Raw genomic sequence first — 14245 nt, forward strand, 5'->3', positions numbered from 1 at the left:
CGTGGCTGCCCGGAACAAGGCCCGCAAGCGCGCCTTCCAGATCCTCTTCGAGGCCGACCAGCGCGGCGAGTCCGTGCAGACGGTCCTCGCGGACTGGGTGCGGCACTCGCGGGCCGACAACCGTCAGCCGCCGGTCACCGAGTACACGATGGAGCTCGTCGAGGGGTACGCGCAGTACGCGGACCGGATCGACGACCTCATCGTGACCTACGCGGTGGACTGGGAGATCGACCGTATGCCGGTCGTCGACCGGAACATCCTGCGGCTCGGTGCGTACGAGCTGATCTGGGTGGACGGCACCCCGGACGCGGTGGTGATCGACGAGGCGGTCCAGCTCGCCAAGGAGTTCTCCACCGACGACTCCCCGTCCTTCGTGAACGGGCTGCTGGCCCGCTTCAAGGACCTCAAGCCGAACCTCCGCCGGGAGCAGTAGCCTCCGGCGGCGTTCAGCCAACGAAGGGCCCACGGTCGGCCGACCGTGGGCCCTTCGGCGTGCGGCGGACTGTCGCGCACGAAAAAGCCGTGCCGGCGCGGGCACCCGAAGGAGTGAACCCGCGCCGAACACGGCGGTACGTTTCTTCAGTGGGGCGTCAGCCCTCTTCGTGGGCCACGGCGCGACGCGCGTCCGCGTCCAGCACACCCCAGCTGATCAGCTGCTCCGTGAGCACGGACGGCGACTGGTCGTAGATCACGGCCAGTGTGCGCAGGTCGTCCTGGCGGATCGAGAGCACCTTGCCGTTGTAGTCACCGCGCTGGCTCTGGATCGTCGCCGCGTAGCGCTGCAGCGGACCGGCCTTCTCCGGCGGGACGTGGGCGAGACGCTCCAGGTCCAGGACCAGCTTCGGCGGCGGCTCGGCGGCTCCTCCGGGCGTCGTACCGGGCAGCAGCTCCTGCACCGGGACCCCGTAGAAGTCCGCGAGCTCAGCGAGGCGCTGCACGGTCACGGCGCGGTCGCCGCGCTCGTACGAACCGACGACAACGGCCTTCCAGCGGCCCTGGGACTTCTCCTCCACGCCATGGAGGGAGAGGCCCTGCTGGGTGCGGATGGCACGGAGTTTGGCCCCGAGCTGTTTTGCGTATTCGCTGGACATAAGGCTCCCCGGACGCTGGGACATTTCGCGGCTCCGCCGCGTTGCTGGTAACTCACTGTGAGGTTACGCAGCGTTACTTGGATGCGTCAAGCCGAATGGTCCGGACCGGCACCACCCGGGGGTGCGATCAGGGGCCGACGCAAGCCCTGGTAACGTGGATGACGCAATTTCGACGTCCTTTAAGGTCCGTCCCGTGAGGCGGAGAAGGAGGTCCGTTTCTTATGGACGCACAGCACGAAGCCCCCGGCAATGCGGCACGCCCCGTTCTGGAGGCTCCCGACATCGCCCGGGTACTGACCCGGATCGCCCACGAGATCGTCGAACGCGCCAAGGGTGCCGACGACGTGGTGCTCCTGGGCATTCCGACGCGAGGCGTGTTCCTCGCCCGTCGGCTCGCCGAAAAACTCGAAGAGATCACCGGCGGGAAGATGCCGGTCGGCTCCCTCGACATCACCATGTACCGCGACGACCTGCGGCTGCGCCCGGCGCGCGCCCTGGCCCGCACCGAGATCCCCGGCGAGGGCATCGAGGGCCGCCTGGTCGTCCTCGTCGACGACGTCCTCTTCTCGGGACGCACCATCCGTGCCGCGCTCGACGCCCTGGGCGACATCGGCCGGCCCCGCGCGGTGCAGCTCGCGGTCCTCGTCGACCGCGGTCACCGCGAACTCCCGATCCGTGCCGACTACGTCGGCAAGAACCTCCCCACGTCGCTGCGGGAGACGGTCAAGGTCCAGCTCGCCGAGGAGGACGGCCGGGACGCCGTGCTGCTCGGTGTCGAGCGGACCGCCCCGGCGGGCGAGCAGTAGCCGCACCACACCCGTACGGCCCGACGCGAGCCCGTACGGCCGCTTCTGCACGCCCGCATGCCTGAATCCTCCAGCAACCCGGAGAACACCCAGATGAAGCGCCACCTCATCTCGGCCGCCGATCTCACCCGCGACGACGCCGTCCTGATCCTCGACACCGCCGAGGAGATGGCCAGGGTCGCGGACCGGCCGATCAAGAAGCTCCCCACCCTGCGCGGCCGTACCGTCGTCAACCTCTTCTTCGAGGACTCGACGCGTACCCGCATCTCCTTCGAGGCCGCCGCCAAGCGCCTGTCCGCCGATGTCATCAACTTCTCCGCGAAGGGCTCGTCCGTCTCCAAGGGCGAGTCGCTCAAGGACACCGCGCTGACCCTGGAGGCGATGGGCGCCGACGCCGTCGTCATCCGGCACGGCGCCTCCGGCGCCCCGTACCGCCTCGCCACCTCCGGCTGGATCGACGGCGCCGTGGTCAACGCCGGTGACGGCACCCACGAGCACCCCACCCAGGCCCTCCTGGACGCCTTCACCATGCGGCGCAGGCTGGTCGGGGCCGATGCCGGTCTCGGCCGGGACCTCGAAGGCCGCCGGATCACGATCGTCGGCGACATCCTGCACAGCCGGGTCGCCCGCTCCAACGTGCACCTGCTGCACACCCTCGGCGCCCATGTCACCCTCGTGGCCCCGCCGACCCTCGTCCCGGTCGGTGTCGAGCAGTGGCCGTGCGACGTCAGCTACGGCCTCGACGAGGTGCTGCCGAAGTCCGACGCGGTGATGATGCTGCGTGTGCAGCGTGAACGGATGAACGCCGCGTACTTCCCGACCGAGCGCGAGTACTCCCGCCGCTACGGCCTGGACGGCGACCGGATGGCGAAGATGCCCGGCCACGCCGTCGTCATGCACCCCGGCCCGATGGTGCGCGGCATGGAGATCACCGCCGAGGTCGCCGACTCCGACCGGTGCACGGCCGTCGAGCAGGTCGCCAACGGCGTCTCGATCCGCATGGCCGTCCTGTACCTGCTGCTGGGCGGGTACGAATCCGCCGCCCCTGCCGCCCCGTCCCGTACCGAGGAGAACAAGTAACCATGAGCAAGATCCTTATCCGCGGCGCGAAGATCCTCGGCGGCGAACCCCAGGACGTCCTCATCGACGGCGAGACCATCGCCGCGGTCGGCACCGGCCTCGACGCCGGTGACGCGACCGTCGTCGAGGCCGAGGGCCGGATCCTGCTGCCCGGCCTGGTCGACCTCCACACCCACCTGCGTGAGCCCGGCCGCGAGGACTCCGAGACCGTCCTCACCGGGACGAAGGCGGCGGCCGTCGGCGGCTTCACCGCCGTCCACGCCATGGCCAACACCTTCCCGGTCGCCGACACCGCCGGAGTGGTGGAGCAGGTCTGGCGGCTCGGCAAGGAGTCCGGCTACTGCGACGTGCAGCCGATCGGCGCCGTCACGGTTGGCCTGGACGGCAAGAAGCTCGCCGAACTCGGCGCCATGCACGATTCGGCCGCCGGAGTGAAGGTCTTCTCCGACGACGGCAAGTGCGTCGACGACGCGGTGATCATGCGCCGCGCGCTGGAGTACGTGAAGGCCTTCGACGGCGTCGTCGCCCAGCACGCCCAGGAGCCACGCCTCACCGAGGGCGCCCAGATGAACGAGGGCGTCGTCTCCGCCGAACTCGGTCTCGGCGGCTGGCCCGCCGTCGCCGAGGAGTCGATCATCGCCCGCGACGTCCTGCTCGCCGCCCACGTCGGCTCCCGGGTGCACATCTGCCACCTGTCGACCGCCGGTTCCGTCGAGATCGTCCGCTGGGCCAAGTCCAAGGGCTGGAGCGTCACCGCCGAGGTCACCCCGCACCACCTGCTCCTCACCGACGAGCTCGTACGGTCCTACGACCCGGTCTACAAGGTGAACCCGCCGCTGCGCACCGAGGCCGACGTCATGGCCCTGCGCGAGGCGCTGGCCGACGGCACCATCGACTGCGTCGCCACCGACCACGCCCCGCACCCGCACGAGGACAAGGACTGCGAGTGGGCCGCCGCCGCCATGGGCATGGTGGGCCTGGAGACCGCTCTGTCCGTGGTCCAGCAGACGATGGTCGACACCGGACTGATCGACTGGGCGGGGGTCGCCGACCGGATGTCGTTCCGCCCGGCCGCCATCGGCCGCCTCGACGGACACGGCCGGCCGGTCTCGGCGGGCGAACCCGCCAACCTCACCCTGGTCGATCCGGCTTACCGTGGTGTCGTGGACCCCGCGGGCTTCGCCTCCCGCAGCCGCAACACTCCGTACGAGGGGCGCGAGCTGCCGGGCCGAGTCACCCACACCTTCCTGCGGGGCCGTGCAACGGTCGTCGACGGGAAGCTCGCGTGACATCACTCATCCCCCTGTACCAGCTCGCTGCCGAGCAGAAGTCGGCCGAGGTGACCGACTGGTCCGCCCGGATCAGCTGGGTCGTCGGACTGCTCGTCCTGATCGCCTTCGTCTACTGGCTGATGCGCCAGGGATGGAAGTGGCGGGGCAGCCTCCAGTCCGACCTGCCGGAACTCGACTCCACCCCCGAAGGGTTCGCGGACGGCGAGAAGCTGCTCACGCTGACCGGCCGGTACCACGCCTCGACCACCGCCGGGCAGTGGCTCGACCGGATCGTCGCCCACGGCCTCGGCACCCGCAGCCGCGTCGAGCTCACCCTGACCGGTGAGGGCCTCGACGTCGTACGCCCCGGGGCGGCCGACTTCTTCGTGCCGGCCGCCGCACTGCGCGAGGCCCGGCTCGACAAGGGCATCGCCGGCAAGGTCCTCCCCGAGGGCGGCCTGCTGATCATCACCTGGGCGCACGGCGACAAGCTGATCGACTCCGGCTTCCGCTCCGACCGCTCGGCCGAGCACCCGGCCTGGGTCGAGGCCATCGACCAACTCACCAGAACTACGGAAGGCACCGCACGATGACGATCTCCACCCGGGGAGCCGCCAAAGCTCCCGCCGTACTCGTCCTGGAGGACGGCCGCGCCTTCCGCGGCCGCGCCTACGGGGCCGTGGGGGAGACCTTCGGCGAGGCGGTTTTCTCCACCGGTATGACCGGCTACCAGGAGACGCTGACCGACCCCTCGTACCACCGCCAGGTCGTCGTGATGACCGCCCCGCACGTCGGGAACACCGGGGTGAACGACGAGGACCCCGAGTCCGGACGGATCTGGGTCTCCGGTTACGTCGTCCGCGACCCCGCCCGGGTGCCCTCCAACTGGCGCTCCCGGCGCTCGCTGGACGAGGAGCTGGAACGCCAGGGCGTCGTCGGCATCAGCGGCATCGACACCCGCGCGCTCACCCGCCACCTGCGCGAGCGCGGCGCCATGCGCGTCGGCGTCTTCTCCGGCGACGCCGTCGCCGACGAGGCCACGCTGCTGGCCCGCGTCCAGCAGGCCCCCGAGATGGTGGGCGCCGACCTCTCCGCCGAGGTCGCCACCAAGGAGACGTACGTCGTCCCCGCGATCGGCACCAAGAAGTTCACCGTCGCCGCGATCGACCTCGGCATCAAGGGCATGACCCCGCACCGGATGGCCGAGCGCGGCATCGAGGTGCACGTACTGCCCGCCTCCGCCACCCTGGAGGAGGTGTACGCGGTCGAGCCCGACGGCGTGTTCTTCTCCAACGGCCCCGGTGACCCGGCCACCGCCGACCACCCGGTCTCCGTCATGCAGGGCGTCCTGGAGCGGAAGACCCCGCTCTTCGGCATCTGCTTCGGCAACCAGATCCTGGGCCGTGCCCTCGGCTTCGGCACCTACAAGCTGAAGTACGGCCACCGCGGCATCAACCAGCCCGTGCAGGACCGTACGACCGGCAAGGTCGAGGTCACCGCGCACAACCACGGCTTCGCCGTCGACGCCCCGCTCGACAAGGTGTCCGAGACGAAGTTCGGCCGCGCCGAGGTGTCCCACGTCTGCCTGAACGACCAGGTCGTCGAGGGGCTCCAGCTCCTCGACCAGCCGGCCTTCAGCGTCCAGTACCACCCCGAAGCAGCCGCGGGCCCGCACGACGCCGCGTACCTCTTCGACCGTTTCGTCTCCCTGATGGAGGGCCAGCGTGCCTAAGCGCTCCGATATCCAGTCCGTCCTGGTCATCGGCTCCGGCCCGATCGTCATCGGCCAGGCCGCCGAGTTCGACTACTCCGGAACCCAGGCCTGCCGCGTCCTCAAGGCCGAGGGCCTGCGCGTCATCCTGGTGAACTCCAACCCGGCGACGATCATGACCGACCCGGAGATCGCCGACGCCACGTACGTCGAGCCGATCACCCCCGAGTTCGTCGAGAAGATCATCGCCAAGGAGCGCCCCGACGCGCTGCTCCCGACCCTGGGCGGCCAGACCGCGCTCAACACCGCGATCTCCATGCACGAGAACGGTGTCCTGGAGAAGTACGGCGTCGAGCTCATCGGCGCCAACGTCGAGGCCATCAACAAGGGCGAGGACCGCGACCTCTTCAAGGGCGTCGTCGAGGCCGTCAAGGCGAAGATCGGCTACGGCGAGTCCGCCCGCTCGGTCATCTGCCACTCCATGGACGACGTCATCAAGGGCGTCGACACCCTCGGCGGCTACCCCGTCGTCGTCCGCCCGTCCTTCACCATGGGCGGCGCCGGCTCCGGCTTCGCGCACGACGAGGACGAGCTGCGCCGGATCGCCGGACAGGGCCTCACGCTCTCGCCGACCACCGAGGTGCTCCTGGAGGAGTCCATCCTCGGCTGGAAGGAGTACGAGCTGGAGCTGATGCGCGACAAGAACGACAACGTCGTGGTCGTCTGCTCCATCGAGAACTTCGACCCGATGGGCGTCCACACGGGCGACTCGATCACCGTCGCCCCGGCGATGACGCTCACCGACCGCGAGTACCAGCGGCTGCGCGACATCGGCATCGCGATCATCCGCGAGGTCGGCGTCGACACCGGCGGCTGCAACATCCAGTTCGCCATCGACCCGGCCGACGGCAGGGTCATCGTGATCGAGATGAACCCGCGCGTCTCCCGCTCCTCGGCGCTCGCCTCCAAGGCCACCGGCTTCCCGATCGCCAAGATCGCCGCCAAGCTGGCCGTCGGCTACACGCTCGACGAAATCCCCAACGACATCACCGAGAAGACCCCGGCCTCCTTCGAGCCGACCCTCGACTACGTCGTCGTCAAGGCCCCGCGGTTCGCCTTCGAGAAGTTCCCCTCCGCCGACTCCACCCTCACCACCACCATGAAGTCGGTGGGCGAGGCCATGGCGATCGGCCGGAACTTCACCGAGGCGCTCCAGAAGGCGCTGCGCTCGCTGGAGAAGAAGGGTTCGCAGTTCTCCTTCACCGGTGACCCCGGCGACAAGGCCGAGCTGCTGGCCGAGGCGGTCCGCCCGACCGACGGCCGGATCAACACCGTCATGCAGGCGATCCGGGCCGGCGCCACCCAGGAAGAGGTCTTCGACGCCACGAAGATCGACCCCTGGTTCGTCGACCAGCTCTTCCTGATCAAGGAGATCGCAGACGAGCTCGCCGCCGCCGACAAGCTCGGCCCCGAGCTGCTCGCCGAGGCCAAGCGGCACGGCTTCTCCGACGCGCAGATCGCCGACATCCGCAGCCTGCGCGAGGACGTCGTGCGCGAGGTGCGGCACGCGCTCGGTATCCGCCCGGTCTACAAGACGGTCGACACCTGCGCCGCCGAGTTCGCCGCGAAGACGCCGTACTTCTACTCCAGTTACGACGAGGAGAGCGAGGTCGCGTCCCGCACCAAACCCGCGGTGATCATCCTCGGCTCCGGCCCCAACCGCATCGGCCAGGGCATCGAGTTCGACTACTCCTGCGTCCACGCCTCCTTCGCGCTGAGCGACGCGGGCTACGAGACCGTGATGGTCAACTGCAACCCGGAGACCGTCTCCACCGACTACGACACCTCCGACCGCCTGTACTTCGAGCCGCTGACGCTTGAGGACGTGCTGGAGATCGTGCACGCGGAGACCCTCGCCGGTCCGGTCGCCGGCGTCATCGTCCAGCTCGGCGGCCAGACCCCGCTGGGCCTGTCGCAGGCGCTCAAGGACAACGGCGTGCCGGTCGTCGGCACGTCCCCGGAGGCCATCCACGCAGCCGAGGACCGCGGCGCCTTCGGCCGCGTCCTGGCCGAGGCAGGGCTCCCGGCCCCCAAGCACGGCACGGCCACCACCTTCGACGAGGCCAAGGCCATCGCCGACGAGATCGGCTACCCCGTCCTCGTGCGCCCCAGCTACGTGCTCGGCGGCCGCGGCATGGAGATCGTGTACGACGAGACGCGGCTCTCCTCGTACATCGCCGAGTCCACCGAGATCAGCCCCACCCGGCCGGTCCTGGTCGACCGCTTCCTCGACGACGCGATCGAGATCGATGTCGACGCGCTCTACGACGGCACCGAGCTCTACCTCGGCGGCGTGATGGAGCACATCGAGGAAGCCGGCATCCACTCCGGCGACTCCGCCTGCGCGCTGCCCCCGATCACGCTCGGCGGCCACGACATCAAGCGGCTGCGGGCCTCCACCGAGGGCATCGCCAAGGGCGTCGGCGTACGCGGGCTGATCAACATCCAGTTCGCGCTCTCCGGCGACATCCTCTACGTCCTGGAGGCCAACCCGCGCGCCTCGCGCACCGTCCCCTTCACCTCGAAGGCGACCGCGGTCCCGCTCGCCAAGGCCGCCGCCCGCATCTCGCTGGGCGCGACCGTCGCCGAGCTGCGCGCTGAGGGCCTGCTCCCGGCGAACGGCGACGGCGGCACCCTCCCGATGGACGCGCCGATCTCCGTGAAGGAGGCCGTCATGCCGTGGTCGCGCTTCCGCGACATCCACGGCCGCGGCGTCGACACCGTCCTCGGCCCGGAGATGCGCTCCACCGGCGAGGTCATGGGCATCGACTCGGTCTTCGGCACGGCGTACGCCAAGTCGCAGGCCGGCGCCTACGGGCCGCTGCCCACCAAGGGCCGCGCCTTCATCTCGGTCGCCAACCGCGACAAGCGCTCGATGATCTTCCCGGCGCGCGAACTCGTCGCCCACGGCTTCGAGCTGCTCGCCACCTCCGGCACCGCCGAGGTCCTCAAGCGCAACGGCATCAACGCTCGCGTCGTGCGCAAGCAGTCCGAGGGCGTGGGCCCGCAGGGCGAGCGGACCATCGTCCAGCTGATCCACGACGGCGAGGTCGACCTCATCGTCAACACGCCGTACGGAACGGGTGGCCGCCTCGACGGCTACGAGATCCGCACCGCGGCCGTGGCCCGGTCCGTGCCGTGCCTGACGACGGTCCAGGCGCTCGCCGCCGCCGTCCAGGGCATCGACGCGCTCACCCACGGAGGCGTCGGCGTCAGGTCCCTCCAGGAACACGCGGAACATCTGACCGCGGCCCGCGACTAGCAGACCGGCAGGGGGACACCGGAAACGGTGTCCCCCTCTCTGTGAGGACACTCCCGATGTACAAGTTCTTCTTCCGGCTGGTCTTCCAGCGGATGGACCCGGAGCAGGCCCACCACCTGGCCTTCCGGTGGATCCGCCTCGCCGCCCGCATCCCGGTACTGCGCACCTTCGTCGCCGCCGTGCTCGCGCCCCGGTACAAGGAGCTGCGCACCGAGGCCCTCGGCCTGCGGATGCACGGCCCCTTCGGCCTCGCCGCCGGTTTCGACAAGAACGCCGTCGCGATCGACGGCATGTCGATGCTCGGCTTCGACCACATCGAGATCGGTACGGTCACCGGCGAGCCGCAGCCCGGCAACCCCAAGAAGCGCCTCTTCCGTCTCGTCGCGGACCGCGCGCTGATCAACCGCATGGGCTTCAACAACGAGGGCTCCGCGGCCGTCGCCGCGCGGCTGGCCGCCCGCAGGCCGGTCTTCCGGACCACGGTCGGCGTCAACATCGGCAAGACGAAGGTCGTGCCGGAGGCCGAAGCGGCCGGCGACTACGTGAAGTCCACCGAGCGCCTCGCCGCCCACGCCGATTACCTGGTCGTGAACGTCTCCTCGCCCAACACCCCGGGGCTGCGCAACCTCCAGGCCACCGAGGCGCTGCGGCCCCTGCTCGGCGCCGTGCGCGAGGCGGCCGACCGGACCGTCACCGGGCGGCGGGTCCCGCTGCTCGTCAAGATCGCCCCGGACCTCGCGGACGAGGACGTCGACGCGGTCGCCGATCTCGCGGTCGAGCTGGGTCTGGACGGCATCATCGCGACCAACACCACCATCGCCCGCGACAGCCTCGGCCTGAAGTCCGCGCCGTCCCTGACCGGGGAGACCGGCGGGCTCTCCGGAGCGCCCCTCAAGGCACGCTCCCTGGAGGTCCTGAGCCGCCTCTACGCGCGGGTGGGCGACCGGATCACCCTGGTCGGCGTCGGCGGCATCGAGAACGCCGAGGACGCCTGGCAGCGCATCCTCGCGGGCGCCACGCTCGTCCAGGGCTACAGCGCCTTCATCTACGAGGGGCCGTTCTACGCCCGCGCGATCCACAAGGGCCTGGCCGCACGCCTGGCCGCCTCCCCGTACGCCACCCTCGCCGAAGCCGTCGGCGCAGAAACCAGGAAGGCCACCGCATGAGCCCGGAACCGTTCGGCGCGCGCCTGCGCCGCGCCATGGACACCCGCGGGCCGCTGTGCGTCGGCATCGACCCGCACGCCTCGCTGCTCACCGCCTGGGGCCTGAACGACGACGTCGCCGGGCTCGAACGCTTCACGCGTACGGTCGTCGAGGCACTGGCCGACCGGGTCGCCGTGCTCAAGCCGCAGTCCGCGTTCTTCGAGCGCTTCGGCTCCCGCGGCATCGCCGTCCTGGAGAAGGCGGTCGAGGAGGCGCGGGCGGCCGGCACGCTGGTGCTGATGGACGCCAAGCGCGGGGACATCGGCTCCACCATGGGCGCCTACGCGGCGACCTACCTGGAGAAGGACTCGCCGCTGTTCTCCGACGCGGTCACCGTCTCGCCGTACCTCGGCTTCGGCTCGCTGCGCCCGGCGCTCGACGCGGCGGTCCTGTCCGGCGCGGGCGTCTTCGTGCTCGCCCTCACCTCCAACCCGGAGGGCGCCGAGGTGCAGCGCGCCACCGCCGCCGACGGCCGTTCGCTGGCCCAGCTCATGCTCGACCACATGGCCGCCGAGAACGAGGGCATGACCCCGCTCGGCTCCGTCGGCGCGGTGGTCGGAGCCACGCTCGGGGACGCGGGGGCGAACCTGGCGATCAACGGCCCGCTGCTCGCTCCCGGGATCGGGGCGCAGGGCGCGACACCCGCGGATCTGCCCGGTGTGTTCGGCGCCTCGGTGGGCAATGTGGTGCCCAGCGTGAGCCGCGGCGTCCTGAGCCAGGGGCCGGACGTGGCAGGGCTGCGCGAGGCCGCCGAGCGGCTCACGGACGAGATCCGGGCAGCCGTGGCGGGTAGGTGACCATGCCACGTAACGGGGTGTTGACTCTTTCCTGACCAAAAAACTCGGTAGTTATGCCTGAAATGTCCTGGTCGGCCAAGGCTGACCAGGACTTTTCGTTGGTTCTCGCTGACTCGGGCGGCCTTGGCCGCTAGTCTCCGTCGAGAGCCGACGTACGCAAGTTGTCCGTCGCTCACCTGGTGTGGAGCGTTCAGCTTCCTCACCGGTCCGTATCCGACAGATCGACATCCGAGGTGACGTAGGCGTGGCTCTTCCGCCCCTTACCCCTGAACAGCGCGCAGCCGCGCTCGAAAAGGCCGCCGCGGCTCGCCGGGAGCGGGCCGAGGTCAAGAATCGACTCAAGCACTCCGGCGCCTCCCTCCACGAGGTCATCAAGCAGGGCCAGGAGAACGACGTCATCGGCAAGATGAAGGTCTCCGCCCTCCTGGAGTCCCTGCCGGGCGTGGGCAAGGTCCGCGCCAAGCAGATCATGGAGCGGCTCGGCATCTCCGAGAGCCGCCGGGTCCGGGGTCTCGGCTCCAACCAGATCGCATCCCTGGAGCGCGAGTTCGGCGGCAGCGCCGCCTGACGTTCTCAGGCACTCCTGAGAACCTGGATAATCGCTCCATGGCTGCAACATCCCGGGGGACGTCCCCCGTACCCCCGGACGTACGTCCGCGGCTGACCGTGCTCTCCGGCCCCTCCGGGGTCGGCAAGAGCACGGTCGTCGCTCATATGCGCAAGGTCCACCCCGAGGTCTGGCTCTCGGTGTCGGCGACGACCCGCAAGCCGCGCCCCGGCGAGCGCAACGGTGTCCACTACTTCTTCGTGGACAACGAGGAGTTCGACAAGCTGATCGCCAACGGCGAGCTGCTGGAGTGGGCCGAATTCGCGGGCAACCGCTACGGCACGCCCCGCCGCGCCGTGCTCGACCGCCTGGAGGCGGGCGAGCCGGTGCTGCTGGAGATCGATCTCCAGGGCGCCCGGCTGGTCCGGCAGTCGATGTCGGACGCACAGCTGGTCTTCCTGGCCCCGCCGAGCTGGGACGAGCTGGTCCGCCGGCTCACCGGCCGCGGGACCGAGGCGCCCGAGGTGATCGAGCGCCGGCTCGCCGCCGCCAAGATCGAACTGGCCGCCGAGTCCGAGTTCGACACGACGCTGGTCAACACCTCCGTCGAGGATGTGGCCCGTGAGCTGCTAGCCTTGATGCTGGAGGCTTGCGGCCACCGTGCCGACAGTGACTGACGCACAAGTTTGACGTGCAACGGCTGACGAAGTCGGCACGCACATCACCGCGGAACTCCGCACCGTCAAGGATCTCCTTGATCTTTACCCCCTTCGGAAGGCAGAGAGTGTCCTCTTCCATCACCACGCCCGAGGGCATCATCAACCCGCCGATTGATGAGCTCCTCGAGGCCACCGACTCGAAGTACAGCCTCGTGATCTACGCCGCCAAGCGCGCCCGTCAGATCAACGCGTACTACTCGCAGCTCGGCGAGGGTCTCCTGGAGTACGTCGGTCCGCTCGTCGACACGCACGTGCACGAGAAGCCGCTCTCGATCGCGCTCCGCGAGATCAACGCGGGCCTGCTCACCTCCGAGGCCATCGAGGGCCCCGCGCAGTAAGCAGGAATTGCACCTTCACCTCAGGCCCGGCGGCCACGGCTGCCGGGCCTGAGGTGTGTCCGGGGCGACAGCACCGGACCGGGTGCGGTGAGGCAGCATGGGGGTGTTCGTATCCGAGTGCGGGGAGACGCAGTGGACAAGCCGAAGGTCGTTCTGGGGGTCAGCGGGGGCATCGCCGCGTACAAGGCGTGCGAACTGCTGCGGCGGCTGACCGAGTCCGGTCATGACGTGCGCGTCGTGCCGACCGAGTCCTCGCTGCACTTCGTGGGAGCGGCCACCTGGTCGGCGCTCTCCGGCCACCCGGTGTCCACCGAGGTCTGGAACGACGTCCACGAGGTGCCGCACGTCAGGATCGGGCAGGGCGCCGATCTGGTGGTCGTCGCCCCCGCCACCGCCGACATGCTCGCCAAGGCGGCCCACGGTCTCGCCGACGACCTGCTCACCAACACGCTCCTCACCGCCCGCTGTCCGGTCGTCTTCGCGCCCGCCATGCACACCGAGATGTGGGAGCACCCCGCCACCCAGGAGAACGTCGCCACCCTGCGCCGCCGGGGCGCCGTCGTCATCGAGCCCGCCGTCGGCCGGCTCACCGGCGTCGACACCGGCAAGGGCCGGCTGCCCGATCCCGGGGAGATCTTCGAGGTCTGCCGCCGGGTGCTGGCCCGCGGATCCGTCGTGGCCGACCTGGCCGGCCGCCACGTGGTCATCAGCGCGGGCGGTACGCGTGAGCCGCTCGACCCGGTGCGCTACCTCGGCAACCGCTCCTCCGGCAAGCAGGGCTATGCCCTGGCCCGTACCGCGGTCGCCCGCGGCGCCCGGGTCACCCTCATCGAGGCCAACACCGGCCTGCCCGACCCGGCCGGCGCCGACGTCCTGCACGCGGGGACCGCGGTGCAGCTCCGCGAGGCCGTGCTGAAGGCCGCCGCGGACGCCGACGTGGTCGTGATGGCGGCGGCGGTCGCCGACTTCCGCCCCGCCGAGTACGCCACGGGGAAGATCAAGAAGAAGGACGGCCAGGAGCCCGCGCCCCTCACCCTCGTCCGCAACCCCGACATCCTCGCCGAGGTGGCCGGCGAACGCGCCCGGCCGGAGCAGATCGTCGTCGGATTCGCCGCCGAGACCGACGATGTCCTCGCCAACGGCCGGGAGAAGCTCCGCCGCAAGGGCTGCGATCTCCTCGTCGTCAACGAGGTGGGGGAGCGCCGGACCTTCGGCTCCGAGGAGAACGAGGCGGTCGTGCTCGCGGCCGACGGCGGTGAGACCCAGGTGCCCCACGGGCCCAAGGAGGCACTCGCCGACACGGTCTGGGATCTCGTGTCGTCGCGCCTCGGATGAAATTCTTGTGTCACGCCGATGAC

Annotated in this window: 14 protein-coding genes; 13 read left to right on the plus strand and 1 reads right to left on the minus strand. The window is 70.2% G+C overall.

Annotation, left to right across the window (positions count from 1 at the left end; genetic code table 11):
- The first annotated feature begins 1 nt into the window (after window position 1).
- Window positions 2-433: a transcription antitermination factor NusB gene (gene nusB, locus ACFV8T_RS11960; protein ID WP_072484538.1), complete on the plus strand. Its 432-nt coding sequence runs from the start codon at window positions 2-4 to the stop codon at window positions 431-433.
- Window positions 434-590: 157 nt separating this feature from the next.
- Here the strand turns inward: nusB and bldD are convergent, their stop codons facing one another.
- Window positions 591-1091 carry a transcriptional regulator BldD gene (gene bldD, locus ACFV8T_RS11965; RefSeq protein ID WP_014044812.1) on the minus strand — a complete coding sequence of 167 codons (501 nt, stop codon included), beginning with the start codon at window positions 1089-1091 and terminating at the stop codon, window positions 591-593.
- Window positions 1092-1312: 221 nt separating this feature from the next.
- On the opposite strand from bldD, the gene pyrR reads away from it, so the two are divergent.
- The 12 genes from pyrR (at window position 1313) to coaBC (ending at window position 14222) form a co-directional block, all read left to right on the plus strand.
- Window positions 1313-1897 (plus strand): bifunctional pyr operon transcriptional regulator/uracil phosphoribosyltransferase PyrR, encoded by a 585-nt coding sequence (pyrR, locus tag ACFV8T_RS11970; protein WP_266421978.1) that lies wholly within the window; start codon window positions 1313-1315, stop codon window positions 1895-1897.
- 93 nt (window positions 1898-1990) lie between these two features.
- Window positions 1991-2977 carry an aspartate carbamoyltransferase catalytic subunit gene (locus tag ACFV8T_RS11975; protein WP_266426060.1) on the plus strand — a complete coding sequence of 329 codons (987 nt, stop codon included), beginning with the start codon at window positions 1991-1993 and terminating at the stop codon, window positions 2975-2977.
- Window positions 2978-2979: 2 nt separating this feature from the next.
- A complete protein-coding gene (locus tag ACFV8T_RS11980; protein ID WP_385326708.1) occupies window positions 2980-4266 on the plus strand; it encodes a dihydroorotase in 1287 nt (428 codons plus the stop codon).
- Window positions 4263-4841 carry a hypothetical protein gene (locus tag ACFV8T_RS11985; RefSeq protein WP_385326710.1) on the plus strand — a complete coding sequence of 193 codons (579 nt, stop codon included), beginning with the start codon at window positions 4263-4265 and terminating at the stop codon, window positions 4839-4841. The genes ACFV8T_RS11980 and ACFV8T_RS11985 overlap by 4 nt, the downstream gene beginning before the upstream one ends.
- Window positions 4838-5980: a glutamine-hydrolyzing carbamoyl-phosphate synthase small subunit gene (gene carA, locus ACFV8T_RS11990; RefSeq protein WP_385326711.1), complete on the plus strand. Its 1143-nt coding sequence runs from the start codon at window positions 4838-4840 to the stop codon at window positions 5978-5980. The genes ACFV8T_RS11985 and carA overlap by 4 nt, the downstream gene beginning before the upstream one ends.
- Window positions 5973-9281, plus strand: coding sequence for a carbamoyl-phosphate synthase large subunit (carB, locus tag ACFV8T_RS11995; protein WP_385326713.1), 3309 nt, complete (start codon window positions 5973-5975; stop codon window positions 9279-9281). The genes carA and carB overlap by 8 nt, the downstream gene beginning before the upstream one ends.
- A 56-nt stretch (window positions 9282-9337) precedes the next feature.
- Window positions 9338-10447 (plus strand): quinone-dependent dihydroorotate dehydrogenase, encoded by a 1110-nt coding sequence (locus ACFV8T_RS12000; RefSeq protein ID WP_385326715.1) that lies wholly within the window; start codon window positions 9338-9340, stop codon window positions 10445-10447.
- Window positions 10444-11283 (plus strand): orotidine-5'-phosphate decarboxylase, encoded by an 840-nt coding sequence (gene pyrF / locus ACFV8T_RS12005; RefSeq protein ID WP_385326717.1) that lies wholly within the window; start codon window positions 10444-10446, stop codon window positions 11281-11283. Before ACFV8T_RS12000 ends, pyrF begins: the two co-directional genes overlap by 4 nt.
- 244 nt (window positions 11284-11527) lie before the next feature.
- On the plus strand, window positions 11528-11851 hold the full coding sequence (locus ACFV8T_RS12010; RefSeq protein ID WP_014157387.1) for an integration host factor: 324 nt from the start codon (window positions 11528-11530) through the stop codon (window positions 11849-11851).
- Between the two features lie 38 nt (window positions 11852-11889).
- On the plus strand, window positions 11890-12507 hold the full coding sequence (gene gmk, locus ACFV8T_RS12015; protein WP_266421998.1) for a guanylate kinase: 618 nt from the start codon (window positions 11890-11892) through the stop codon (window positions 12505-12507).
- Between the two features lie 107 nt (window positions 12508-12614).
- Window positions 12615-12887: a DNA-directed RNA polymerase subunit omega gene (rpoZ, locus tag ACFV8T_RS12020; RefSeq protein ID WP_003970369.1), complete on the plus strand. Its 273-nt coding sequence runs from the start codon at window positions 12615-12617 to the stop codon at window positions 12885-12887.
- 132 nt (window positions 12888-13019) lie between these two features.
- Complete coding sequence (gene coaBC / locus ACFV8T_RS12025) at window positions 13020-14222, plus strand: bifunctional phosphopantothenoylcysteine decarboxylase/phosphopantothenate--cysteine ligase CoaBC (RefSeq protein WP_385326719.1); 1203 nt, start codon at window positions 13020-13022, stop codon at window positions 14220-14222.
- The last annotated feature ends 23 nt before the right edge of the window (window positions 14223-14245 follow it).

This window comes from Streptomyces sp. NPDC059832 (assembly GCF_042731715.1).
In the GTDB taxonomy this organism is placed as follows: Bacteria; Actinomycetota; Actinomycetes; order Streptomycetales; family Streptomycetaceae; genus Streptomyces.

What these genes read in the sequence shown, in the direction of transcription:
- bldD (WP_014044812.1), bottom strand. Translation starts at nt 1,091, where the DNA reads ATGTCCAGCGAATACGCAAAACAGCTCGGGGCCAAACTCCGTGCCATC.
- pyrR (WP_266421978.1), top strand. Translation starts at nt 1,313, where the DNA reads ATGGACGCACAGCACGAAGCCCCCGGCAATGCGGCACGCCCCGTTCTG.
- gmk (WP_266421998.1), top strand. Translation starts at nt 11,890, where the DNA reads ATGGCTGCAACATCCCGGGGGACGTCCCCCGTACCCCCGGACGTACGT.
- carA (WP_385326711.1), top strand. Translation starts at nt 4,838, where the DNA reads ATGACGATCTCCACCCGGGGAGCCGCCAAAGCTCCCGCCGTACTCGTC.
- ACFV8T_RS12000 (WP_385326715.1), top strand. Translation starts at nt 9,338, where the DNA reads ATGTACAAGTTCTTCTTCCGGCTGGTCTTCCAGCGGATGGACCCGGAG.
- ACFV8T_RS11975 (WP_266426060.1), top strand. Translation starts at nt 1,991, where the DNA reads ATGAAGCGCCACCTCATCTCGGCCGCCGATCTCACCCGCGACGACGCC.
- pyrF (WP_385326717.1), top strand. Translation starts at nt 10,444, where the DNA reads ATGAGCCCGGAACCGTTCGGCGCGCGCCTGCGCCGCGCCATGGACACC.
- ACFV8T_RS11980 (WP_385326708.1), top strand. Translation starts at nt 2,980, where the DNA reads ATGAGCAAGATCCTTATCCGCGGCGCGAAGATCCTCGGCGGCGAACCC.